The organism is Blastomonas sp. 34TW, from assembly GCF_059803595.1.
In genome coordinates this window covers 258,788-282,751 of the sequence record NZ_JAPFGW010000002.1, presented here as the reverse complement: position 1 = coordinate 282,751, position 23,964 = coordinate 258,788, and the positions used below count along the sequence as shown (strand labels likewise).

General features: G+C 66.9%; 18 protein-coding genes. 6 read left to right on the top strand and 12 right to left on the bottom strand.

Annotated features, from left to right (window positions below):
* Positions 1-85: 85 nt before the first annotated feature.
* The 10 genes from OPU69_RS04455 to OPU69_RS04410 form a co-directional block, all read right to left on the bottom strand.
* Positions 86-1,045 carry a DMT family transporter gene (locus OPU69_RS04455; RefSeq protein ID WP_498509480.1) on the bottom strand — a complete coding sequence of 320 codons (960 nt, stop codon included), beginning with the start codon at positions 1,043-1,045 and terminating at the stop codon, positions 86-88.
* Positions 1,045-2,061, bottom strand: coding sequence for a threonine aldolase family protein (locus tag OPU69_RS04450; RefSeq protein ID WP_498509479.1), 1,017 nt, complete (start codon positions 2,059-2,061; stop codon positions 1,045-1,047). Before OPU69_RS04450 ends, OPU69_RS04455 begins: the two co-directional genes overlap by 1 nt.
* 48 nt (positions 2,062-2,109) lie before the next feature.
* Positions 2,110-3,834 (bottom strand): ShlB/FhaC/HecB family hemolysin secretion/activation protein, encoded by a 1,725-nt coding sequence (locus OPU69_RS04445; RefSeq protein WP_498509590.1) that lies wholly within the window; start codon positions 3,832-3,834, stop codon positions 2,110-2,112.
* A gap of 5 nt (positions 3,835-3,839) precedes the next feature.
* Positions 3,840-6,587 (bottom strand): two-partner secretion domain-containing protein, encoded by a 2,748-nt coding sequence (locus tag OPU69_RS04440; protein WP_498509478.1) that lies wholly within the window; start codon positions 6,585-6,587, stop codon positions 3,840-3,842.
* Complete coding sequence (locus tag OPU69_RS04435; protein ID WP_498509477.1) at positions 6,584-8,860, bottom strand: CHAT domain-containing protein; 2,277 nt, start codon at positions 8,858-8,860, stop codon at positions 6,584-6,586. The genes OPU69_RS04440 and OPU69_RS04435 overlap by 4 nt, the downstream gene beginning before the upstream one ends.
* 76 nt (positions 8,861-8,936) lie before the next feature.
* Positions 8,937-11,555 carry a DNA mismatch repair protein MutS gene (mutS, locus tag OPU69_RS04430; RefSeq protein WP_498509476.1) on the bottom strand — a complete coding sequence of 873 codons (2,619 nt, stop codon included), beginning with the start codon at positions 11,553-11,555 and terminating at the stop codon, positions 8,937-8,939.
* Between the two features lie 104 nt (positions 11,556-11,659).
* Positions 11,660-13,282, bottom strand: coding sequence for a GMC family oxidoreductase (locus OPU69_RS04425; protein ID WP_498509475.1), 1,623 nt, complete (start codon positions 13,280-13,282; stop codon positions 11,660-11,662).
* Between the two features lie 30 nt (positions 13,283-13,312).
* Positions 13,313-13,789 (bottom strand): GNAT family N-acetyltransferase, encoded by a 477-nt coding sequence (locus OPU69_RS04420; RefSeq protein WP_498509474.1) that lies wholly within the window; start codon positions 13,787-13,789, stop codon positions 13,313-13,315.
* Between the two features lie 4 nt (positions 13,790-13,793).
* Complete coding sequence (locus OPU69_RS04415) at positions 13,794-14,732, bottom strand: sterol desaturase family protein (protein ID WP_498509473.1); 939 nt, start codon at positions 14,730-14,732, stop codon at positions 13,794-13,796.
* Between the two features lie 13 nt (positions 14,733-14,745).
* Positions 14,746-15,126 carry a hypothetical protein gene (locus OPU69_RS04410; RefSeq protein WP_060980331.1) on the bottom strand — a complete coding sequence of 127 codons (381 nt, stop codon included), beginning with the start codon at positions 15,124-15,126 and terminating at the stop codon, positions 14,746-14,748.
* A 166-nt stretch (positions 15,127-15,292) separates the two neighbouring features.
* Between OPU69_RS04410 and pheS the strand changes: the two genes are divergently transcribed.
* The 5 genes from pheS (at position 15,293) to OPU69_RS04385 (ending at position 22,213) form a co-directional block, all read left to right on the top strand.
* The gene (pheS, locus tag OPU69_RS04405) at positions 15,293-16,384 is read left to right on the top strand and encodes a phenylalanine--tRNA ligase subunit alpha (RefSeq protein WP_060980335.1); all 1,092 of its coding nucleotides are present in this window, start codon (positions 15,293-15,295) and stop codon (positions 16,382-16,384) included.
* Entirely contained in the window at positions 16,381-18,810 is a 2,430-nt protein-coding gene (gene pheT, locus OPU69_RS04400) for a phenylalanine--tRNA ligase subunit beta (protein WP_498509472.1), read from the top strand. Before pheS ends, pheT begins: the two co-directional genes overlap by 4 nt.
* Entirely contained in the window at positions 18,803-19,684 is an 882-nt protein-coding gene (locus OPU69_RS04395) for an aldose 1-epimerase family protein (RefSeq protein WP_498509471.1), read from the top strand. Before pheT ends, OPU69_RS04395 begins: the two co-directional genes overlap by 8 nt.
* Before the next feature lie 118 nt (positions 19,685-19,802).
* A complete protein-coding gene (locus OPU69_RS04390) occupies positions 19,803-21,368 on the top strand; it encodes a peptide chain release factor 3 (protein WP_060980328.1) in 1,566 nt (521 codons plus the stop codon).
* Positions 21,369-21,409: 41 nt separating this feature from the next.
* On the top strand, positions 21,410-22,213 hold the full coding sequence (locus tag OPU69_RS04385; RefSeq protein WP_060980327.1) for a 3'(2'),5'-bisphosphate nucleotidase CysQ: 804 nt from the start codon (positions 21,410-21,412) through the stop codon (positions 22,211-22,213).
* Here OPU69_RS04385 and OPU69_RS04380 read toward each other — a convergent pair.
* Positions 22,210-22,569 (bottom strand): DMT family transporter, encoded by a 360-nt coding sequence (locus OPU69_RS04380; RefSeq protein ID WP_498509470.1) that lies wholly within the window; start codon positions 22,567-22,569, stop codon positions 22,210-22,212. The genes OPU69_RS04385 and OPU69_RS04380 overlap by 4 nt on opposite strands.
* Positions 22,570-22,582: 13 nt before the next feature.
* Positions 22,583-23,386 carry a MerR family transcriptional regulator gene (locus OPU69_RS04375; RefSeq protein WP_060980325.1) on the bottom strand — a complete coding sequence of 268 codons (804 nt, stop codon included), beginning with the start codon at positions 23,384-23,386 and terminating at the stop codon, positions 22,583-22,585.
* A 346-nt stretch (positions 23,387-23,732) separates the two neighbouring features.
* Between OPU69_RS04375 and OPU69_RS04370 the strand changes: the two genes are divergently transcribed.
* Positions 23,733-23,915 (top strand): excalibur calcium-binding domain-containing protein, encoded by a 183-nt coding sequence (locus OPU69_RS04370; RefSeq protein WP_081096940.1) that lies wholly within the window; start codon positions 23,733-23,735, stop codon positions 23,913-23,915.
* Positions 23,916-23,964 lie beyond the last annotated feature (49 nt).

The following is a 23,964-nucleotide window of genomic DNA, read 5'->3' as shown; positions in this document are numbered from 1 at the left end:
GATGTCTGTTTTCGCGTGCGAGAATCGCGACATCGCGGAAGCAAATCAACCGGCGTGCTGAAGAACTGCATCCGCTCCGGAGCGATCAGCCCGAAAGGCGCGGTGTCCTGGGGGTTCGCGCGCGCATCGCAATAACCAGCCCGATCATGCCCAGCGCCGCTCCGGCAGCGGCGAGCAGGCTCCAGCGATAGCCCTCGAACATGGTCGACAGCACCATCGCCACCACCGGTACGAGCACGCTGCTATAGGCCGCGCGCGCCGCGCCGATATCGCGGATCAGCGCGAAATACATCGGGAAGGTGACCACCGATCCCATCAGCCCGAGATACACGATCCCCCCGAGATAGGCCGGGCGGCTTTCGAATACCGGCGCGCCGTAGAGCGCCCAGCCGAGCGCGGCGTTACCCAGCGCGCCCCACAGCATCGCCCATGCGAGCAGCGACAATATCGGCATCGCCTTCACCCGCTCGGCCGATTGCATGACATTGGCGATCGAGGCGCACAGGATCGCGCACATCGCGAGGCCCAGCCCCTTCATCACGTCCGACAGATCGGCAGGCATCGCGCGATATTCCTGCACGAACAGCAAGGCGATACCTGCCAGCGCCACCGCCGTGCCCAGGATGAACCCGCCCGCGATCCGCGCACCCAGGAAGATGCGCGACAGCAGCGCGTTGGGCACCATCAGCATCGCGAACAGCACCGCGAGCAGGCCCGAGGTGATGTACGCTTCGGACCGGTAGACGAAGTTGAAATTGGCCGAAAACTGGAACAGCCCGAGCGCGAGCGCGATCAGCTGACCCTGACGGTCGAGCCTCAGCGGCGCCTTGCGCCACCAGGCGAGCGCGAACATGCCGATCGCCGCCACCGCGAAGCGATAGCTGACCGACCAGGTCGGCGGGACGCTGGAAATCTGGTCCTTGATCACCAGCCAGGTCGAACCCCAGATCAGCGAGACGAGCAGGAATGGCACCAGCACCCGTGCCGAGAGCATCGACGGTTCTTCGTGCGTGTTTGACGCAGAGGCGGGCGCGCTGCTTGCCATCACAGCGCGGCGATGGCAGCGGCGAGCGGCGCGACGGTTTCGGCATCCTGATCCCAGGCGGTCACGAACCGGGCCTCGCCGCCCGCTTCGCTCATCTCTCCCCAGTCGTAGAATTCGAAGCCCTGCGCGCGCAGCGATGCGGCCTCGGCCGCGCTCAGTTTCACGAACACCTCATTGGCCTCGACCGCATAGAGCAGGCGGTCGCCCGCCGCCTCAGCGATCGCCTGCGCGCCTGCATTGGCGGCACGCGCATTGGCGAGCCACAGGTCATCCTCAAGCATCGCCAGCAGCTGCGCGGCAAGAAACCGCCCCTTGGACTGGAGCTGCCCGGCGCGCTTGCGCAAATAAGGCAGTTCGCGCGCGAGACAGTTGTCGAACACGATGATCGCCTCGGCATTCATGCCGCCATTCTTGACGCAGCCGAAGCTCAGCATGTCGACTCCCGCGCGCCAGGTGACGTCCGCCGGGTCCGCGCCGGTCGACGCGATGGCATTGGCAAAGCGCGCACCGTCCATGTGCAGCTTCAAGCCCCGCGCCTTGCAGACCTCGCCGATCGCGGCAACCTCTTTGGCCGTGTAGGTGAGGCCATATTCGCTGGCATTGGTGATCGAGACGGCAGCGGGCTGGACCTGGTGCACATCGTCGCGGATCTGGCTGGCGACGTGAACCACCTCGTCCGCGCTCAGCTTGGCCCCTTCGCCATCAGCAAGAATCAGCTTCGCGCCATGCATGAAGAACCCGGGCGCGCCGCATTCGTCCTGCTCGATATGCGCCATCTTGTGGCAGATCACCCCCTTGTGCGGCGGGCACAGGGCGGAGAGCGCGAGCGCATTGGCCGCCGTGCCGGTCGCCACCCACAAAGCCCTGACCCGCGTGCCGAACAGCTGGCTGAACCGGTCGTCGAGCGCCTGGCTGAGCGCATCGCCGTCATAAGGCGAATCGAGCCGGTTGGCAGCGGCGATGGCGTCCATCACGCGCGGGTGAACCGCGGCGGCATTGTCGGAAAAGAACTTCATGGGGCCGTGTGGTAATGCCGCGTGGGCCAAGGTCAAGCGGCTGAAATATCAGAACCGCTGGTTCCAGCTCAGCGCAAACGAAAGCCCGTCATCCTGCACGTCGCGGCTGCCGGTGATCGGCGCGTCGATCAGCGCCGCCCCATAGGTGAAGCGCGCCGTCAAGGAAGGCGATGGCGTCCAGCTAAGCGACGCGCCGATGCTTGCGATTTCGCCCGGCTGCGGCTGGAAGGCACGGGTGGCGTTGCGCATCAGCGCACCATCGGCGAAAACCGACGGCGTGAAGCTGCCCCAGCGCAGCCCCAGGGCGCCGACCGCGCCCGAGCCAATGGTCACCGGCCGTGCCAGCTCGACCGATCCGATCACGCCGCGATCGGCCAGCACCAGGCTTTCGCGATAGCCGCGCACGGTAGCGCTGCCGCCCGCGACGAAACGCTCGCCGGCATAGAGTATGCCGGCGCCATATTGCGCAGCGAGCCGCGCGCGCAGCTCCCAGCCCTTGTCGCCCAACCGCCGGGCATGGCTGATCTGGCCCGAAAAACTGCGAAAGCGCGGCGACGGCGCGGCAATGCCGACAATGTCCGATCGGCTCCCCTCAAACCCTTGCGTGAAGCGCCCTTGCGCGATCCACACCGTGCCCGAGCTGCGCCGCGTCCACTCCGCACCCAGCCGGAGTGCCGAATATTCGGCCAGGCCGCGCACCGATCCCGGGCTGAACGAAAAGGGCTCCCCCAGAAGGAAGGTGCGCGTCTCGCGGTGGATCACCCCGCTGCTCAACGTCACCGACTGCGCGCTGATCTCCGGCGTGCCGTCGAGCGCAGCAGGGCTCAGCGGGCGCTGCCACAGAGTCAGCGCGAAGCCGCCCTCGACGAACCAGTCGCGCGCGCGGATCGAGAGGTTGCGCAAGGGCGCATCAACCACCGCCGCGCGATTATAGCCGCCGCGTGCCTCAATGCGGAGCGCGGGATGGAGGAACGGGGCGGCATAATCGACCTGCGCATCGGGCCGTCCCGCCGTGAGCCCGGCGTCGAGCGCGATCCGGTCACCTGCGAAAAGCGCATTGCGCACCGCCAAACCGCTGCCGACGCGCCATCCGCCCACCGCAGGCGAGCGGCTGTTGGCGATGCTGGCCTGCACTGCAAAGCGCGGGGCGGGATCGACCAGCAGGCTCAGCTTTGCCTCACCGGGCTGCGTGCCCGGTTGAAGATCGGCCTTGACCGTGGCGATGGCGTCGTCGGCGGCAAGCGCGCGAAAATCGCGCTCGATCGCGAGGCCATTGAGCGGGATCGCCTGGCCCGAAGGCATGCGGCGCAGCACATAGGCGTCGCTGAGCCCGCGTCGGCGGCCGTCCTGCCATTCGACCGTCGCTGCGCCGCCGGTCAGCCTTCCCGCCACCAGCCGCAGAACCAGCGGCGATCCGCCTGCCGGATCGCTCGCCGGATCGATCAGCACGCCCGAATTGACATAGCCGTTGCGGACATAGGCGAGGCTGATCTGCTGCACCGCCGCCGCGATCCGGTCGAGCGGCACCGGCGCGCCGACCAGGCCGTTGGCGATCGCCTGTTGCCGCACCCACTCCCCGTCGAGCGGCTCGTCCTTGCGATAGCGAACTGCAAACCCGCCAAAGTCGAGCCCCGCGCTGTCCGCCGTGGCGATGGCGGCGATGTCGGGTTCGGCATGGACCTCGACCTCGCAATAGGTGACGATACCGCTCGCCCCCGCATCGGGCACAGGCGTGCAGGGCGCTGCGACCGCCTGCAGCATCAGCGCAAGCATGAAGGTCAACGGCAGCCTCCCGAGGGAGCCACATCCAGCGCATCGAGGGCGAGCGGGCCGACCTGATCGATGCTGAGCCGGCTCACCGATCCGCTGCTGCGCGCCGCGCGGCACTGGCCGGCGAGCACGCCCGCCGCATCGCCAAAGCTGATATCGGGCGTGTCGATGCCGCTGCTGACATTGCCGACCTGACTGTCGACGACGAGATCGCCATCGACCAGCAACAGGTTGCTATTGTCTGCCGAGCGGATGAAGAAATCGGTGGCGAGTTGCACGTTCGCACCGCGCTGCTGCCCCAAAGCCTCGATCCGCGCGCCATCGGCGATCAGCGCATAAGGGCGGCTGATGACGATCCGCCCGCCGGTGCCGGGGCCCGACGAGGTGGCGATCGCAGCGGGCATCGCGCCGCCTGCAAGCCTGAGCAGCCCGGTTTCGGGCAGCAGCAGCTCGATCTGTCCCGCCGCTCCTGTCAGCGCGCTGGTGGTGATCGTGCCCCCCTGCCCCAAGGTGATGCGCGGCGCGCCGATGCTGATATTGCCCGCCGCCCCGCCGCCTGTCGCCGTGTTGGTGCTGGCGATACGGCTGCCCGCACCGGTGATGAGCAGCTCTTCCTCTGCCGCCAGCGCGATGCCTCCTGCGGTCGTGACGTTGGCCGAGCTTGTCGTTACCTCCGCGCCATCGCTGAGCACGATCTGCCGCGCGATCAGCGCCACCGTGCCCGCCTGGCCCGGTGCCAGATCGCCTGCATCCGAGCTGATCCGGCTGCCTTGACCCATCATGATGCGGTCGGCGACCACGGTCACCTCGCCGGCTGCACCAAAGCCCTCGGTCGCGGTGGAGATCGTCCCGCCGTTCATGGTCAGGGTGCCCGTCGCCGCGATCAGAACTCTCCCCGCGCGGCCGGGGCCGGGCACTATTCTCAAGCTCGGCACCAGATCGGGATCGGCCTCAAAATCCTCGTTGCTGGGCGGAACCAGCAGCTTGCGCGCCGCAGAGCTGATTTCAGCCTCGCCCGACAGCGCGATCCGCCCGGCCGAGATCAGGATATCGCCGCCATTGCCGAGGCTCGAGCTGGAGGTCGTGATCGATGTGATCCCGTCCATCTCCAGGCTGTCGGTCTGGATCACGATCCGCCCCGCATTGCCAGTATAGTCGCTCAGCCGGGTGAACTCCTGCGCACGCGGCAGTTCGGTCTCGGACGATATGCTGGGTCCGCCGAAACCATTGTTGATCAACCTCAGCGTGCCTGCCCGGATCGCGATCGCGCCTGCATCGCCCAGGCCCTGGCTGATCGACTGGATGCCACCGATGCCGCTCAGCTCCAGCAGGCCCTTGACCGTGATGTCGATGGGGCCCGCTGCGGTCGCGCTGTCGGTGCTGGTCGAGATGAGGCCGATGCCGACCGCCATGCTGTTCGCGCGGATGGTGATGCTGCCCGGACCGGACGCCGTGCTCGACGAGCTCGAGGCGAGGATCAGGCCCTGGCTTGCCATTTCGAGCCGGTCGACATCGATCAGGATGTTGCCGGTGGTGCCGGTCGGCATGAATGCCCCGCGCGCCTGGAACAGCGTGGTGGAAAGCAGCCCCGTATTGGTCAGCCGCAACAACCCGCCGCGTACCTGGATGTCGCCGACCGATCGCCCCGGCGCAGACAGACCGGTCGCGGTGACGATGCCTTCGTCGATCTCGATCCGGTCGCCTTCCAGAAAGATCGTGCCACCGCCGCCTGCCAGCCGGCTTTCGGTGCGGATGGCACCCGCTTGCCGCACGAAAATCTGTCCGGCGGTCACGCGGATATCGCCGCTGCGCTCGGCAAGCCCCTCAATGCCGCTGACGCGCAGTTCGCCGCTGACGAGATCGACCAGGTCGGCGCGCAGGTTGATCGCAGGCAGCAGGCCCGCGCTCGCAGTCACGCCGATCTCGCTGAAGGTGTCGAGCGTGATCGTGCCTGCCATCAGGTCGATACGGCCATCGTCCTGCAGCAGGATGCGGCTGTCGTTGAGTGCGATCCGCCCGCCGCGCAGGCCCTGATCGGGCCTTGCAGCGATGCCCAACACACCCCGGGCCTGGCCGACGGCGCGCAGGCTCGCTTGCGCCGCAAACAGGCTGGTGCTTTCCATCACGATGTCGCTCGCCGACAGCGCGATGCGCCCGGCGCCAACCCCGCGTGCCACCTCATCGCCCGGGCCCGCGCTGGCTTGCAGGGCTATCGGCGCATTGCCGCCCAGAAAGCCGAAGCGCACGGGATCTGCCATGCTGAAGCTCGAACCCGATGCCGTGCCCGAGACCATCACCGTGCCATCGGTAAAACCCAGTTGCTGCGCGGTCGAGAAATGCGCGGTGCCGCCGACATCGATCGCCGCGCCATCGCCGAAGATGATGCCTGCCGGGTTGAGAAAAAAGAAATCCGCGCCCGGAAACGCACTCGCATCGATGGTCCCAGCAATGAACGATCGCTCGCCGCCGGTCACGCGGTTGATGACATTGCGGATGGTCGTCGCATCGCTCGCGGTCCAGCGCGCAATATCGCCGGGACCCAGATTGAAGCGCGCAAAGCTGTGGAACAGGTTGTCGCCCGCACGCACCCCGCCGCCGATGGTCGTCACCGCGCCTTCAGCGGTGGCGGTGGTGCCGGTCGAAAGCTGAGGCAGCGTGTCAGGGGTGATCGTGGTCGGCGGCGCGCCGGTACCTTGCGCATGCACCGGCGCGGCCAGCAACGCCAGCACCGAACACCCCGTGCGCCAGCCCATCATCGCCAGCTCCCCACCAGCGTGAACGCGCTCCAGATGCCCGGATCGGCCCATTGTCCGTCCGCGCCGCGTGCCAGTTCGATCTGCGCGAGTTGCAGCGACCGCGCCCGCCCTGCGCCTGCGCGATAATGCCGGTAGAAGGCCTCCATCAGCGCCGCCGTGCCCGCATCGCTGACCTCCCAGAGCGAAGCGAGCGCGCTCGCCGCGCCCGCCTCGACCGCCGCGCCAGCCAGCCCCATCGCCTGGTCGTCATCGCCCACTGCGGTCTCGCACGCGCTCAGCACCAGCAGTTGCAGCCCCTGGCCGCGCAAACTGTTGGCGCTCAGCATCGCGCGCAGCTCGGGCAGGCTGATCGCCTCGCCATTGGCGACGACGAACGAGCGTTCGGTGCGCCCGTTGAACGCGGCATGCGTGGCGAGGTGCAGCACGCTCGCCGGACGCTTTGCCAGGGCGGCCGCAAGCTCCGCACGGTCGAAATCGGTGAGCAGCACGCCGTCCTGCCCCGCCGCCATCGCCGCTTCGGAGGCGGTGCCTTCCAGCCGGGTGAAGCGGCCCACCGGCAGATCGATCTCCTTTTCCAGCGACGCGGCGATGATCTCGGGATCGGTATCGCGCGTGCCCGGAGCGGCAAAGCTGAGCGCCGGCACCACCGCGAGCCGCGCCTGTTCCATCAGGAACGTGCCTTGCGCATCCATCAGCGCGGCGAAGCTGATCTGGCGCAAAGGACCATCGGGCACGACGATCAATGTCGCCTCGGGTCCCAGCAGCGGGATGACGGGCGCGATAAGCGCGGCATGCAGTTCGCGCGATGCGGCTTCCCAGTCATTGCTGGCACCGCTGAGCGAGGCGGTCATCCGCTGAGCAAGCGCCGCAATCATTGCGCGATTGCGACTGCGGTCGGGCGGCATGCGGCGATAGCCCTTCGCCTTGTCGTCGCCGGTCGCATAAAGCAGTTCGATCCGGTCCTCGAGCAGCAGCGGATAGAGCAGGACCTCGCCGGGCTTCAGATCGGAAGGGGTCACCGGGTTGCGCAGCGGCACGCATTCCGCGCCCAGGCTGTTCTGCAGCTCGGCGCTGCGATAGGCCTCGGCGATCCGCTGCGCCTGATCGAGCGTCCCGGCATCGCTGCCCGCAACGGCCAGCGTGGTGCCGATCGCGCGTTCGAACACCGGGCGGACGAGCAGGTCGAACCGACTTTCCTCGGTCAGTGGATCGACCGGCATCAGCACCGGGCGCACCCGCTCGAGCGCACGATAGGCGGCGATCACATGTTCGCCTGCGCGCTCGGGTTCGGCATCGGCGAGCAGCAGCGCATAGTGCGGAAGGTTCTGCGGAACCGGCTTCTGGCTTTCGAGGAAGATGGCGCGGCGGATGGCGGCCTGCGCTCCCTGGCGCTCCCCCTCAGCCAATGCGATACGTCCCTCGAGCGCGGCGAGCGTCGCCGCATCGCCCGCGCCCTGACGTGCCAGATCGGCGTAAAGTTCTACCGCATCGCGAACCATATCGGTTTTACCCAATCCCGCATCGTCGGCCAGCATGACCAGCGCGCGGAGGAGCGAGGCGCGATCGCCGGGCTTTTCCACCCGTGCCGACGCCGCCAGCCCCTGCGCGATACGTGGCGCGATATCGGCCTTGCGCGCCTTTTCCAGCCGCGCCAGGCGCAGCGCCGCCAAGGCGGTGAGCGCCGGGTCGTCGGCCTGCACGGCACGGTCGAGCGCGCAGGCAAAGGCGGCTTCCAGCCTGCGCCCCTGTCCCTCGATATCGGCAGGCGCGCAGCCCTGCGGTGCAGACGCCGGTGGTGCCGATGCGGCCGAGCGACGCCGCGCGCCCGGTGCGGCCGGTGGTGCGCCGCCCGCCAGTGCCAGCGCGGCCTCCCAGGCGGCGCGCGCGGCGAGCGCCTTGTCGCCCGCCTGCTCGGCCAGCACCTGGGCGGTGCGCAGAAAATCCTGCGCGCGCGCCTGGCTGCCCGATCGGGCGCGCCGCATCGCCTCGCCCGCCACCAGGCAATATTCGGCCAGTTGCGCGACGCTGGCCTGCTCGCCCCGCGCCAAGGGGGTGGATGGCGCGTGATCGGCGGGGGATAGCAGCAATTCGAGCGCCGCATCCGCCCCGTTGTCGCCCCCGCGCATCAGACTGCGTGCTTGGCGCGCACGCGCGCTTGCCAGCGCCAGTGCAGCTGCGGGAAGGTCTGCCACCGGCCGATCGCACAAGGTGATCGCATCGGGCAGGCGCGCCTCCGCCGCTCCCGACGCGGCCAGGGCATATGCGACTGCCAATATCCCGATGCCCGCCATCTTACCCCTGCCTGGTAACGGCTTGCAGGATAACCGGATTTTCGCTGCGAATGAACGCCTAATGCGATCCGTCGCCGAGCATCGCCTTCAAGCGATAGAGCGCGTCGAGCGCATCGCGCGGGCTCAGGTTATCGACATCGAGCGCCTGGAGCGTCTCGCGCAGTTCGTCCTTTGCCTCGGGTTCCCTGGCCGCAGCGGCGGCGAACAGCGGCAGATCGTCGAGCCCCGCAGCGAGGCCTCCGGTCGCCTCTCTCCCCGCTTCGAGCTTGGCGAGCACCGATTTCGCGCGCGCGACCACCACCGGGGGCACGCCCGCCAGCTTGGCGACCGCGAGGCCGTAGCTGCGATCCGCCGGTCCGTCGGCGAGTTCGTGCAGCAGCACCAGATCGCCCTTCCACTCGCGCGCGCGGACATGGTGCAGCGACAGCGCATCGAGCCGCCCGGCGAGCGGGGTGAGCTCGTGATAGTGCGTGGCGAACAGGCAGCGGCATCTATTGGTATCGTGCACCGCCTCGGCAATCGCCCAGGCGAGCGCCAGCCCATCATAGGTCGAGGTGCCGCGTCCGACCTCGTCGAGGATGACGAACGAGCGCTCGGTGGCCTGGGAGAGGATCGCAGCGGTCTCGACCATTTCGACCATGAAGGTCGAGCGGCCGCGTGCGAGATTGTCCGATGCGCCGACACGGCTGAACAGCCGGTCGACAATACCGATCCGCGCCGACCGGGCGGGCACGAACGCGCCAGCCTGAGCGAGCAGCACGATGAGCGCAGTCTGGCGCAGGAAGGTCGACTTGCCGCCCATGTTCGGACCCGAAACCAGCCACAGCCGGTCGCGTTCGGACAGGGTCGCATCATTGGCGACGAACGCCTGGCCCGCCTTGCGCAGCGCGGCTTCGACCACCGGATGCCGACCGCCTTCGATGGCAATTTCTGGCGCTTGCGTAAGTTCCGGGCAGCAATAATCGCCCTCGGCTGCCATCTGGGCATGACCGCAGGCGACATCGATCCGCGCGATCGCGGCGGCGGTGCGCGCGATGCCGTCGCGCGCGGCGATCACCTCCTCGCACAACCCCTCGAAATGCGCCTCTTCCGCCGCTTGGGCGTGCGTTCCCGCCTGCGCGATGCGCATCGCCTCGTCATGCAGCGCGGGCGAGTTGAAGCGCACCGCACCTGCCATGGTCTGACGATGGGCAAAGCCGCTGTCCGCCTTCATCAGCGCATCGGCGCGCGCGGCGGGCACCTCGATGAAATAGCCGAGCACCGCATTGTGCCGGATCTTGAGCGCCTGCACCCCTGTCTGCGCCTTGTACTCCGCCTCCAGCGCGGCGATCGCGCGCCGCGCATTGCCCGAGGTATCGCGCAGCGCATCGAGCGCGGCATCATAGCCACGCGCGATATAGCCGCCCTGTTGGCGCTCGGTCGGCGGGCTTTCGACCAGCGCGCGCGTCAGATGCTCGACCAGCGCGCCATGGCCCTGCATGTCGGGCAGCAGGCGCTGCATCAGGTCGGGCAGGCCGGCGGCCTTGCCGAGGCGTTCGCGCAAGCTCCGCGCGGCGCTGAGGCCATCGCGCAACTGGCCGAGATCGCGCGGAGAACCGCGCCCGGCGACGACGCGCCCGAGCGCGCGGGCCAGATCGGGGATCGCCTTCAACGCCTCGCGCACGCTGTCGCGCAGCAGCGGATCGGCATGGAACCATTGCACCAGCGCCAGCCGGTCGCGGATCGCGGACAGGTCGGTCAACGGCGCGCCGAGGTCGCTGGCGAGCAGCCGCGCGCCCGCGCCGGTCACCGTGCGGTCGATCGCATGAACGAGCGAGCCGACCCGCCCGCCCTGCTGGCTTGCGAGAATCTCGAGGCTTTCGCGGGTGGCGGCATCGACCGCCATATGCTGCGCCACCTCGTGCCGACGCGGCGGCGCGAGGAACGGCATAGTCCCACGCGAAACATGTTCGAGATAGGCGAGCAGGCCGCCCGCCGCTGCCAGTTCGGCACGGCTGAAACTGCCGAACCCGTCGAGCGTCGCGACGCCGAAATGCGCCTTGAGCCGCCGTTCGCCCTCGAGGCTGCTGAAATCATGGCCCGGCCGCAGGATCGCGGTTTCGGCGAACGGGTCGGCGCGGTCGGACTGGACCAGCTCGCTCGGAGCAAGTCGCGCTATCTCTGCGGACAGGTCATTCGCGCTTGCCTGCATCAGCTCGAACCGCCCGGTCGAGATGTCGCACATCGCCAGGCCAAAGCCGCCTTCCGCGCTGGCGAGCGCGACGAGCCGGTTTTCGCTGCGCGAATCGAGCAATGCCTCTTCGGTCAGCGTGCCTGCGGTGACGAAGCGGACGATCGCGCGCTGGACCAAAGCCTTGGAGCCCGCGCGCGCCTTGGCTTCGGCAGGCGTCTCGGTCTGTTCGGCAATCGCGACGCGGTGCCCTGCCTTGATCAGCCGCGCGAGATAACCTTCGGCGCTGTGCACCGGCACGCCGCACATCGGCACCGGATCACCGCCATGCGCCCCGCGCGAGGTGAGCGCGATATCGAGCACGGCCGCTGCCGCCTTGGCATCGTCAAAGAACAGCTCGAAAAAATCGCCCATTCGGTAGAAGAGCAGGCAATCGGGCGCCTCGGCCTTGAGCGCATGATATTGCGCCATCATCGGCGTGGGGGCGTTGTCGGACGGGGCGCTCATCCGCTTTCCGTTACCCGAGCCGCGAGCGGCACGGAAGCGCGAGTTTTCCCCAGGCTTCGCCGGAAATCCTCCCCCAGCGAGCTGGGGGAGGATTTTGAGGTAGCTTACGCCGCCACCAGCAGCTTGGCCTTCACATCCTCGGCGACGAACGCCGCGCAGCGTTCGCCGATCATGATGCTCGGCGCATTGGTGTTGCCGCTGACGATCTTGGGCATGATGCTGGCATCGGCGACATAGAGCCCCTCGACCCCGCGCAGCCGCAGGCGCGGATCGACCACGCTGCCCTCGTCCGACCCCATGCGGCAGGTGCCGACCGGGTGATAGACGGTGTCGGCGCGGTTGCGGATCAGCTCGTCGAGCGCGGCGTCGTTGTACAGATCGACCGGATGGCGATCGACCGGATCGTAATCCGACATCGGCTGCGTCTCGAAGATGCGGTGCATGAAGCGCACGCCTGCGCGCAGCACCGCCATGTCGCGTTCGTCGCTGAGGAAATTGGGGTCGATCCGCGGCGGCGCGGCGGGATCGGCGCTGTTCAGCATCACCGTGCCCTTGCTTTCGGGGCGCAGCACGCAGGCATGGCACGAGAAGCCATGGCCCTTCACATTCTCGCGGCCATGATCCTCGAGCACGGCGGGTACGAAATGGAACTGCACGTCGGGCGCGGGGGCATCGGGCATCATCTTCCAGAAACCGCCCGCTTCGGCCCAGCAGGTGGTGAGGATGCCGGTGCGCTTGCGGCGATGCTCGAGCACCGCGCGCGCCATGCGGGTGACGCCGGTGAGCGAACTGCCGAAACTGTCGGTCGATTTGGTCGCGAAGCCCGAGACATAGTCGATATGATCCTGCAGGTTCGCGCCGACCTCGGCGGAATCGACGAGCACCGGAATGCCGTGTTCCTTGAGCATGCCGCCCGGGCCTATCCCCGAAAGCTGCAATATCTGCGGCGATCCGAACGCGCCCGCTGAAAGCACCACCGCAGCGCGGGCAAACACCTTCACCACTTTTCCTGCGCGCTCGAACTCGACGCCCTTCGCCCGGCCGTTCTCGACGATGATCCGCCGCACCAGCGCGTGCGTGCGCACGTCCAGATTGGCGCGGTCCGCCGCCGGCTCGACATAAGCGCGCGCCGCGCTCCAGCGTTCGCCGTTCTTCTGCGTGGTCTGGTAGATGCCGAATCCGTCCTGCTTCGCGCCGTTGAAATCGTCGTTCAGCGGCAGCTGCAGCCGCCGCGCCGCCTCGACAAAGGCGTGGCTGCCGGGATTGGCCCATTTCTGGTCGACCACCGAAAGCGGACCATCGCCGCCATGATGCGCATCGAATTCGTGCGACGAGCCGTAGCGCGCATTGCCCTCGGACTTGCGGAACCAGGGCAGCACATCCTTGTGGCTCCACCCGGTCGCGCCCAGCGCCTCCCAGTTGTCGTAATCCCAGTGGTTGCCGCGAATATAGACCATCGCGTTGATCGCCGAAGAGCCGCCCAGCCCCTTGCCGCGCGGCTGATAGCCGGTGCGACCGTTGAGCCCCGGCTGCGGCACCGTCTCGAACTGCCAGTTGGTGTTCTTCGGCAGGAAAGGCATGAAGCCCGGGGTCTTGACGCGCACGCCGTTGTTGCGCCCGCCCGCCTCGATCAGGCAGACCGACAGCGAGGGGTCTTCGCTGAGTCGCCCGGCGACCGCACAGCCTGCGGACCCGCCGCCGATCACGATGATATCATATTCGCTCATGCTCTCTCCCATTTTCGTTCCTGGTGCCGATCACGGCAGGCTATTCAATCGCCTCCGCTGGATGACCACCAGATGACCTGCCTCGTCGCTCTCGACCCCGGCAATGTGGAACCCTGCCTTAAGGTTGACGATGATCATGCGGTTGTTGCTGGCGCGGGTGCGCGTTTCAACGAAGTCATAGCCCTGCGCAGCCGCCCAATCGTGCTGCGCCTGCATCAGCCGCGCGGCAATGCCCAGGCCACGCGCTTCGGGAACGACGCCGCCAAGCCAGGAATAGAGCAGGCTGGGCCCGCGCCGATAGCCGAGCTTGAAGCCCAGCCGCGCGTGCCCGTCCCCATGCGCGACGTGCAGCACGGGATCGGCCAGCAGCGGCAGACGGCGCGCGAGATAGTCGGGATCGAAACTGTCGAAAATCCGGGCACAAAGCTCGGCGAGCATGGCCTGCTGGCCTCTGACGCTCGCCCCTTCGAAAAGGGTGATATCCGACCCGTCGGCCCCGCGTGCCATCCGCTTATTCCGCCGGCTCTAGAGTGGCATCGCCGACCATTCGCGACGGTACCGGCCGGCCTTGCCGCGCAGCCCAGGCGGCCTTGATGCTGTCGCTGGTCTCGCGGCTGTTGTCATGGCTCCAACCGGGCGGGCGGAGCAGATAGGCCAATTTGTTGCCCAGCCCCGGCGCGGACCACATGTCGCGCGCGATGCCGACCCATTCGTGGAACGCTGCCCAGAGCAGATTGAAGCTGCCCAGCTGCTTGACGATGCCATAGCGGATCGGTTCGTCGTCGCGCTCGGGCACGAAGGTGCCGAACATCTTGTCCCAGACGATGAACACGCCGGCATAATTCGAATCGAGATAGCGCGGATTTATCGCGTGATGGACGCGGTGGTGCGAAGGCGTGTTCATCACCGCCTCGAACCAGCGCGGCATGCGCTTCACCGCCTCGGTGTGGATCCAGAACTGGTAGATGAGGTTGATGCCGCCGCAAAAGGCGATCATCAGCGGGTGAAAGCCCAGCCAGAACAGCGGCAGGCTGACCAGCAGGCCGGGGGTGAAGAAGCCGGTCCAGGTCTGCCGGAGCGCGGTCGAGAGGTTATAATGCTGGCTGGAATGGTGGATGACATGCGCCGCCCACATCCAGCGGACACGGTGACCGAGCCGGTGCACCCAATAATAGGCGAAATCGTCGGCCACGAACGCGATCGGCCAGGCCCACCAGACGAAACCAATGTCGAACAGGCGGTACTGGTACACCCAGAAGGCGATGGCGAGCGCGAGCCCCCCGGTCAGCGCGCCGGCAACGGTGGAGCCAAGGCCAAGCGCCAGCGAGGTCAGCGTATCGCGCGGCTCATAGGCCCTGCGGTCGCGGCGGCGCACCCACCAGATCTCGACCAGCATCAACAGCACGAAAGCCGGGATGGCGAGCTCGGTCGGGTTGGGCAGGTTCGGCATGGCAAAAGCTTGCTTACATCATTGTCAGCAGCCTGTCAGCATCCTGTTTTGACAGTGCGAGTGAAACATGTCCGAAGCGCGGATCGCCGGTCTCGACCTTCCAGCCCTCGCTGCAACGGTGCGCGCGCAGCGGCCTGGGCAGCACGCGTCCGGCGCAATGCGCGCCATGGCGCTTGAGGATGACAACGCGGCCATCGGTCCCCTCGACGAGCGCGGCCTCGCCATCGTTCGACATCAGGACCGGCCCCGATTCGAAACCCGCGATCTGCTCCTCGGCGATGCGCGCGGCATCGGCGGCATCGCCGATCCGGTTCTCGCCCAGTTGCAGCAGCCAGACCAGGCCTGCGACCGCCAGGATGGCGGCGAGCGAAGCGAAAAGCAGCATCAGGTTCATCGGCCATCGTCCCCTATGGCGCCGGTTCTGTGTCCGGTCTTGGTGCAGGATAGCACTGCAGGCGCACGCATGAAAAGGCTATGGAAATGCGGCGGGGCTTGATTTGTGCAGCGGGGCATGACAGCGGCTCGCGGACATTTTTCTCGCATATGTGGAAGACCAGGCCGTGGCCGACATTGAACAATTGCAGCAGGATTATCTGGCGCGCATCGCCGATGCCGATCTTGCCGCGCTGGAAGACATACGCATCGCTGCGCTGGGCAAGCAGGGCGCGATCACCGGGCTGCTCAAGACGCTGGGCGCGATGAGCCCCGAGGAGCGCCAGGAACAGGGCCCGCGCATCAACGGCGCGCGCGAGGCGGTCACGGCCGCCATCGCCGCGCGCAAGGACGCGCTGGAAGGCGCAGCGCTCAACGAGCGGCTCGCCGCCGAGGCGATCGACCTGACGCTGCCGGTCGCGCCCAGCCCGCAAGGCTCGGTCCACCCGGTCGCACAGGTGATGGACGAACTGGCCGAGATTTTCGCCGATCTGGGATTTGCCGTGGCGACCGGGCCCGAGATCGAATCGGGCTGGTACAATTTCACCGCATTGAACATGCCCGAGACGCATCCGGCGCGTGCGATGCACGACACCTTTTATTTCCCCGATACCGGCCCCGATGGCGAGCCCATGCTGCTGCGCACCCACACCTCGCCGGTGCAGATCCGCACGATGATGGGGCAGAAGCCGCCGATCCGCATCATTGCGCCGGGCCGCACCTATCGCAGCGATTCGGACGCGACGCACACGCCGATGTTCCACCAGGTCGAAGGCCTTGTCATCGACAAGGGCATCACCATGGCGCACCTCAAATGGACGCTTGAGACCTTTGTTCGCGCGTTTTTCGAGCGCGATGACATCGTACTGCGCCTGCGGCCGAGCTATTTCCCGTTCACCGAGCCCTCGGCCGAGGTCGATGTCGGCTTCACGGTGGAAAAAGGCAAGCGCGTGATCGGCGGCGATCCGACGGGGCCGAATGGCGGCTGGATGGAAATTCTGGGCAGCGGCATGGTCAACCCGAAGGTGATCGAGCATTGCGGGCTGGACCCCGACGAATGGCAGGGCTTTGCCTTTGGCTGCGGCATCGACCGGCTGGCGATGCTGAAATACGGCATGGACGACCTGCGCGCATTCTTCGACGGTGATCTCAGGTGGCTGAAGCATTACGGCTTCTCGTCGCTCGATGTACCCACCTTGAGCGGAGGAGTTGGCGCATGAAATTCACCCTCTCCTGGCTGAAAGCGCATCTCGATACCGATGCTTCGCTGACCGAAATCACCGATCGGCTGACTGCGATCGGGCTGGAGCTCGAAGGGGTGGAAAACCCCGCCGATGCGCTGCGCCCGTTCCGCGTCGCCAAGGTGCTCGAGGCCGGCCCGCATCCTAATGCCGACAAGCTGCGGCTGCTCAAGGTCGACGACGGCTCGGGCACCCCCTGGCAGGTCGTGTGCGGCGCGCCCAATGCAAGGACCGGGCTGGTCGGAGTGTTCGGCCCGCCGGGAACCTATGTCCCCGGCCCCGCCTTCACGCTCAAGCCTGCGAAGATCCGCGATGTCGAGAGCTTCGGCATGATGTGCTCGTATCGCGAGCTCGAGCTCGGCGAGGACCATGACGGCATCATCGAATTGCCCGAGGACGCACCGGTCGGCACGAGCTTTGCCGATTATGCCGGGCTCGACGATCCCGTCATCGAGGTCTCGGTGACGCCCAACAAGCAGGACTGCATGGGCGTGCGCGGCATCGCGCGCGATCTCGCCGCATCGGGCATCGGCACGCTGAAGCCCTTGGCCGAAGTCTATCGCTCGGGCGTCGATCCGGTCGAGGGCTCGGGCGAGGCACCCGATGTCCGCACCGACGATAGTGCCGGTTGCCCGGCCTTTTTCGCGCAGAACGTTTCGGGCCTCAAGAACGGTCCCGCGCCCAAATGGATGGCAGACCGGCTGAAGGCGATCGGGCAGAAGCCGATTTCGGTGCTGGTCGACATCACCAATTTCGTCTCGATCGACCTCGGCCGTCCCTTGCACGTCTATGACCGGGCCAGGCTCTCGGGCGGGCTGGTGGCGCGCAAGGCGGCAGACGGCGAAGAGGTGCTCGCGCTCAACGGCAAGACCTACAAGCTCGACGCCAGCATGACCGTGATCGCCGACGCCAAGCAGGTGCATGATATCGGCGGCATCATGGGCGGCGAGGATTCGGGGGTTTCCGACGACACCACCGACGTGCTGATCGAGTGCGCCTATTTCGACCCCGAGCATATTGCGCGCACCGGCCAGAAGCTGATGCTGACGAGCGATGCGCGCCAGCGCTTCGAGCGCGGCGTCGATCCGGCGTTCCTCGAAACCGGCCTCGCCATCGCGACGCGGCTGGTGCTCGAGCAATGCGGCGGCACCGCAAGCCCGGTGACCCGATCGGGCAGCGCGCCGGTCGAGCCGCGCACGGTCGCTTACGACCCCGCCTATTGCGCGGCTTTGGGCGGCATCGATGTCGCGGCAAGCGAGCAGCAGGCGATCCTCGAACGCCTCGGCTTCGGCGTCGACAGCAGCGCCACCCCCTGGGCGATCACCGTCCCGACCTGGCGGCGCGATGTCGCAGGGAAAGCGGATATCGTCGAGGAAGTGGTGCGCATCACCGGCATCGATGCGATCCCCTCGACCCCGCTGCCGCGCCTGCCCGGCGTCGCCAAGCCGACCGCCAGCCCGGCGCAGCTGCAGGAGCGGCGCGTGCGCCGTCTCGCCGCCGCGCGCGGCCTCAATGAGGCGGTCAACTGGTCGTTCATTTCGGACAAGGAAGCCGCACCCTTTGGCGGCGGCGACTGGGTGCTGGCCAATCCGATCAGCGAAGATCTGAAAGTGATGCGGCCCTCGCTGCTGCCCGGCCTGCTCTCGGCGGCCAAGCGCAACCTCGATCGCGGCGCGGGCTCGGTGCGGCTGTTCGAAGTCGGTCGGCGCTATTTCAAGGCGGAGGACGGCACCAGCCTGGAGCGCACCACGCTGGGCATCGTGCTGGCGGGCGACAAGACCCCGCGCGACTGGCGCAGCGGCAAGGCGCAGGCCTTCACCGCGCATGACGTGAAGGCCGAGGTGCTGGCATTGCTCGATGCCGCAGGAGCCCCGGCGGCCAAGCTGATGGACTTCGCGCCCGATGCGGCAGGCCCTGGCGATCACTATCACCCGGGCCAGGCGGCGACGCTGCGACTGGGTCCGAAGAACGTGCTCGCCGCGTACGGCACCTTGCACCCCTCGACCGCGCGCGCATTCGGCTTCAAGCCGGTGCACGGGGCGGTGATGGTGGCCGAGCTGTTCCTCGATGCCATCCCGCTCAAGGCTCGCGGATCGGCGATGCGCGAAGCCTATGCGCCGCCGGCCTTGCAGGCGGTGACGCGCGACTTCGCTTTCCTGGTCGATGCGAAGCTGCCCGCCGGTGACCTCGTCCGCGCGGTCAAGGGCGCCGACAAGAAGAATATCACCGATGCGCGCGTGTTCGACAGCTTTGCAGGCCAGGGCGTGCCCGAGGGCAAGCTCTCGCTCGCCATCGAGGTAACGCTGCAGCCGGTGGACAAGAGCTTCGGCGATGATGAGCTGAAAGCCATTGCCGATGCGGTGGTCAAGGCGGCGGCCAAGCTTGGGGCGGAGCTGCGTGGCTGACCTGGTCACGCTGCGATCCGATGCGCTGACCGCCAGCATCCACCCGCTGGGGGCGGAGCTGTGGTCGCTCAGGGACCCAGAAGGCCGCGAGCTGATGACCGATGCCGACCCGGCCTTCTGGTCGGGCCACGCGCCGTTGCTGTTCCCGATCGTCGGCGCGCTGGCAGGCGACCAGTATCGGCTGAACGGGCGGACTTATGCGATGCCACGGCACGGATTTGCCCGGCGGTCGGAATTTGCGCTGGTAGAGGCAGAGGCTGACCGCGCGCTGTTCCGGCTCGAGGCGAGCAAGGAAAGTCGCGCGGTGTATCCGTTCGAATTCCGGCTCGACATGAGTTTCGCGCTGACAGGCGCGACGCTCGCCATGACTGCCACCGTCAGCAACATGGGCGACACCCCAATGCCGTTCAGCTTCGGCTATCACCCGGCGTTCGCCTGGCCGCTGCCCTATGGCGGCGCGGCGGAGGATCACCGGATCGTTTTCGAATGCGGCGAACCTGCCCAGATCCGGCGGCTCGACCCTGCCACCGGCCTCGTCGCGCCCGATCCGAGGCCCAGCCCGGTCCAGGGCAAGACCTACGCGCCCAAGCCCGCCGATTTCGAGGCCGACGCGCTGATCTGGGATAAACTTTCCAGCCGCTCGCTCACTTATGGCGTGCCCGGCCAGCCGCGCCTCTGCATCGACTTTCCCGATACGCCGATGCTCGGCATCTGGCAGAAGCCCGGCGCGCGCTTCCTCTGCATCGAACCCTGGGCCGGGATCGCCGACCCGCTGGGCTTCACCGGCGATTTTGCCGACAAGCCCGGCGTGATGACGCTGGCACCAGGCGCACAGCAGCGTTTGCGGATGGATGTGACGCTGCTAGAGAGCTAGCCGTTTTCCGGTCCCCTGCTTGAGGCAGGGGTCCATCACCCGACCGATCCGCCAGGCACCAAGGCTGGAAATGGATGCCTGCCTTCGCAGGCAAGCGACAGAATAGCAAAGCCCCGATATGACCGCCCTCAACCGCCGCACCTTCGCCATCATCTCGCACCCTGACGCAGGGAAAACCACGCTCACCGAAAAGCTGCTGCTCACCGGCGGCGCGATCCATCTGGCGGGTGAGGTCAAGGCGCGCGGCGCGGCGCGGCGAGCGCGGTCGGACTGGATGAAGATCGAGCAGCAGCGCGGCATCTCGGTCACATCCTCGGTGATGACCTTCGAGCGGCAGGGCATCACCTTCAACCTGCTCGACACGCCGGGGCACGAGGATTTCTCCGAAGACACCTATCGCACGCTGACCGCGGTCGATTCCGCGATCATGGTGATCGACGCCGCCAAGGGCATCGAGCCGCAGACGCGCAAGCTGTTCGAGGTCTGCCGGTTGCGCTCGGTGCCGATCATCACCTTTGTCAACAAGGTCGACCGCGAGGGCCGCGATCCGTTCGAACTGCTCGACGAGGTCGCCGATGCGCTGGCGCTCGACGTGTGCCCGATGAGCTGGCCGGTCGGCATGGGTGGCCAGTTCGAGGGGATTTACGACTTTGCCCGCAACACGCTGATGCAGCCGAGCGGACCCAGCCGCGAATATGACGACACCGCGCTTGCCGTCAGCGGGCTCGATGATCCCAAGCTGGCAGAAGCGCTGTCCGCCCAGGCGCTGGAGCGGCTGCATGAGGAGGCCGAGCTTGCCCAAGGCGGCTATGCGAGCTTCGACCTTGAGGCCTATCGCCATGGCGACCTGACCCCGGTCTATTTCGGCTCCGCCTTGAAGCGCTTCGGCATCGAGGAGCTGATCGACGCCATCGCGACGCACGCCCCGCCGCCGCGCAGCCAGCCCGCCGAGCCGGACGCGGTCGATCCGACGCGCAAGGACGTGACCGGGTTCATCTTCAAGGTGCAGGCCAACATGGACCCGCAGCACCGCGACCGCATCGCCTTCATGCGGCTGGTCTCGGGCACGTTCAAACGCGGGATGAAGCTGGTGCCCTCGGGCCATGGCAAGCCGATCGCGGTGCATTCGCCGATCCTGTTCTTCGCGCAGGACCGCGAACTGGCCGACGAGGCGCTGCCCGGCGACATTATCGGAATCCCCAATCACGGCACGCTGCGCGTCGGCGATACGCTCTCCGAAAAGAACGACGTACGCTTTACCGGCCTGCCCAATTTTGCGCCGGAAATCCTGCGCCGCGTGCAGCTCAAGGACCCGACCAAGACCAAGCAGCTGCGCAAGGCGCTCGACGACCTGTCCGAAGAGGGCGTGATCCAGGTCTTCTATCCCGAAATCGGCAGCCAGTGGGTGGTCGGCGTGGTCGGCCAGCTGCAGCTCGAAGTGCTGATCAGCCGGCTCGAGGCCGAATACAAGGTCGAGGCGGTGCTCGAAATGGCCCCGTTCGATACCGCGCGCTGGCTGAGCGGTCCGGCAGACGCGCTGGAAGCGTTCAAGCGCATCTCGATGAACAACCTCGCCAAGGACCGCGACGGCAATCCGGTGTTCATGGCGCGCTCCGCCTGGGATGTCGGCTATCAGCAGGAAAAGAATCCCGAGCTGACCTTCAGCGCGACGCGCGAGCGCTAGACGAGTGTTGCAACCGCCATGACCCGCGCTACAGCGGGGACATGGCGTCGCGCACCAAGGTTTCTCCCGACACGATCCGGCACATCGTCGAAGAGGCGAGCACCATCGCCATGGCTGCGTTCGCGCGCGCGGGCGGCGACCTTCAGGTCTGGGACAAGGTGCCGGGCGAGCCGGTGAGCGAGACCGACCTTGCCGTCGACAATTTCCTGCGCGAACGCCTGGGGGCGCTGGTCCCCGATGCGGGCTGGCTGTCCGAGGAGACGGCGGACGACACCGCGCGGCTCGATTGCGGGCGCATCTGGCTGGTCGATCCGATCGACGGCACGCGCGATTTCGTACGCGGGCGCACTGGCTGGGCGATCTCGGTCGCTCTGGTCGAGGATGGCCATGTCGTGATGGGCGTGCTGGCAGCCCCGGCGCGCAAGGAATACTGGATCGGCGCGCGCGGACGCGGCGCTTTCCTCAACGGCAAAAGGCTGAAGGCGAGCCGCCGCACCGATTTTTCCGGGTCGCGCGTGCCCACCGACAGCCTGCCCAAGGCGGATGTGGACCTCACCGTCGTCGAAAAGCCCAACAGCATAGCGCTGCGCATGGCGATGGTCGCCGACGACCGCGCCGACCTGCTTGCGACGCTGCGCTGGGGCTATGAATGGGATATCGGCGCGGCCGCGATCATCGCCGAAGAGGCGGGCGCGCGCGTGACCGATGCGCTGGGCGGCGAGCTCCGCTTCAACAAGCCGCGCGCCAATGCCTTCGGCGTGCTGTGCTGCGCGCCGGGCATCCACGCCGCTGCTGTCGAGCGCCTGCGCGAACGCGCGGTGCGGCTGTCGGCGGGCGGCGGCTAACCCTCCGCGGTTGCCTGCTGTTTCTCCGCCTCGGCATAGGGCGTGGTGAGATACAGGCCCGTCGTCCCGACCAGCGTCAGCACGATGAACCCCGCCTGAGCGAGGCTGATCGACTGGCGGAACACCAGCCAGCCGATCACCGCCACCGCGACCACGCCGACGCCCGACCAGATCGCATAGGCGATGCCCATCGGGATGCGGGTAAACGCAAAGGCGAGCAGCCAGAAGCACAGGCCATAGCAGCTCATCGAGGCCATGCCGAACAGCGGCTTGGCAAACCCCTGCGAGGCCTTGAGCAGGCTGGTGCCCGCAATCTCGCAAAGGATGGCCAAAGCCAGCAGCACCCATGCATTCATAGCCCGGATTTCCTCATTCCGCTCTGGGTATGGCAATCGAGTCCCCGGCCAGCATCCGCGCCGCCGTCGCCTCTTTCATGAACGCCCAGACCTCGGCATCGAAGCCGGGATCGGCCCGGACCGGCCAGTTGCCCATGTCGTCGTACATCTTCATCGTGCCGGTCCACATCGCTGGGGTAGCGACATCGGTGAATGGCTTGAGCAGCGCGAACCAGCGCTGGACGAAGCCTGCTGCCGTGTCGCCGGTTGGGTCCATCGGCATCGCCGCCTTGATCTCGTCGCCCAGCGCCTTCCATTGCGCGGCATAGGCATCGTGATCGAAATCCGCGCCCAGGGCGCCCATCTTCTCGCCCCATTCGGCCTGCTCTTCCGGGGTGAAATAGCGGTCGGTCACCGCCTTCCATTGGTCTTGTGACATGCTTGCACTGTCCTCTTGTTCATTTCGGATCAGCGAGCAGAAGGTCTCGGCATCGATGGGCTCGCCGCGATCGATGCGTGACTTGACGGAAATGAGCAGCGCCTGCGCCTCGGATATGCGCCGCGCCTGTTGTTCGAGATGGTCGAGCTGCGCGGTGATGAGGCCGTGCAAGTCGATCCGCCGATGCGCGGTCAGCCGCTGGATCTGCGCCAGCGTCAGCCCCGCCTTCTTGAGCGAGAGGATGAGGTTGAGCCGCTCGAGCGCCGCCGCATCATAGTGCCGCCGCCCCGAGGCGGTGCGCAACGGTTCGACCAGCCCCCTCGCCTCGTAGAAGCGCAGCGCACGGGCTGTAAGACCGGTGAGCCGGGTAACGGCGGCAATGTCGAGCGAATCGGGCATAAGCGGCTTATGCCACTTGACGTAAGGTCAGCTTCAAGCGGATTTTTTATGGTTCCGACTAACCCGCTCGTCTGTGATGAGCCAATTTCCCAAGGTCTGAAATATTGTGGTCTTTGGACACCACAATGTTTCATTTACACTTCCTCCATAAGCTTTGTCGGTGAGCTTCAAGAAGTCCTTCAAGCCTGTGCCTGTCAAACTTGGTCGCCATTCCAAGCGCCAGGAGAGACGGGCAGAGCAACGCCGTGTCGTCGACCTGTTGACGACGGCAGCATTGTCTGGCGCTGTCATCGGTATCGGCAGTCTATTTTTAAACGAGCAGGACAGCGCTGCTTTCACCACCAAAATGCGTATTATAGCAGTCGGTGTCGGACTGATACGTGCGCGCGAACCACAGCCTGGAGATCACTGGGCAGGTTGCCATGATGCACGCGCAGCTGGAACTGCCCCAATCTATCGGGGGGAACCTGGCTATCGGGAAGGCATGGATGGCGATTCAGACGGAGTTGCTTGCGAACCCTATCGTTAGGCTGAGGTGTCAGGGTTAGCGACAGGGCGTAAGCATCTGACGCGCATTA

Excerpts from the sequence above, each read along its gene's own strand:
- OPU69_RS04380 (WP_498509470.1), bottom strand. The coding sequence starts at position 22,569 with ATGAATGCATGGGTGCTGCTGGCTTTGGCCATCCTTTGCGAGATTGCG.
- OPU69_RS04415 (WP_498509473.1), bottom strand. The coding sequence starts at position 14,732 with ATGCCGAACCTGCCCAACCCGACCGAGCTCGCCATCCCGGCTTTCGTG.
- OPU69_RS04410 (WP_060980331.1), bottom strand. The coding sequence starts at position 15,126 with ATGAACCTGATGCTGCTTTTCGCTTCGCTCGCCGCCATCCTGGCGGTC.
- OPU69_RS04370 (WP_081096940.1), top strand. The coding sequence starts at position 23,733 with ATGCGTATTATAGCAGTCGGTGTCGGACTGATACGTGCGCGCGAACCA.
- OPU69_RS04425 (WP_498509475.1), bottom strand. The coding sequence starts at position 13,282 with ATGAGCGAATATGATATCATCGTGATCGGCGGCGGGTCCGCAGGCTGT.
- mutS (WP_498509476.1), bottom strand. The coding sequence starts at position 11,555 with ATGAGCGCCCCGTCCGACAACGCCCCCACGCCGATGATGGCGCAATAT.
- OPU69_RS04440 (WP_498509478.1), bottom strand. The coding sequence starts at position 6,587 with ATGATGGGCTGGCGCACGGGGTGTTCGGTGCTGGCGTTGCTGGCCGCG.
- pheT (WP_498509472.1), top strand. The coding sequence starts at position 16,381 with ATGAAATTCACCCTCTCCTGGCTGAAAGCGCATCTCGATACCGATGCT.
- OPU69_RS04420 (WP_498509474.1), bottom strand. The coding sequence starts at position 13,789 with ATGGCACGCGGGGCCGACGGGTCGGATATCACCCTTTTCGAAGGGGCG.
- OPU69_RS04375 (WP_060980325.1), bottom strand. The coding sequence starts at position 23,386 with ATGCCCGATTCGCTCGACATTGCCGCCGTTACCCGGCTCACCGGTCTT.
- OPU69_RS04450 (WP_498509479.1), bottom strand. The coding sequence starts at position 2,061 with ATGAAGTTCTTTTCCGACAATGCCGCCGCGGTTCACCCGCGCGTGATG.
- OPU69_RS04445 (WP_498509590.1), bottom strand. The coding sequence starts at position 3,834 with ATGCTTGCGCTGATGCTGCAGGCGGTCGCAGCGCCCTGCACGCCTGTG.
- OPU69_RS04455 (WP_498509480.1), bottom strand. The coding sequence starts at position 1,045 with ATGGCAAGCAGCGCGCCCGCCTCTGCGTCAAACACGCACGAAGAACCG.
- OPU69_RS04390 (WP_060980328.1), top strand. The coding sequence starts at position 19,803 with ATGACCGCCCTCAACCGCCGCACCTTCGCCATCATCTCGCACCCTGAC.
- OPU69_RS04385 (WP_060980327.1), top strand. The coding sequence starts at position 21,410 with ATGGCGTCGCGCACCAAGGTTTCTCCCGACACGATCCGGCACATCGTC.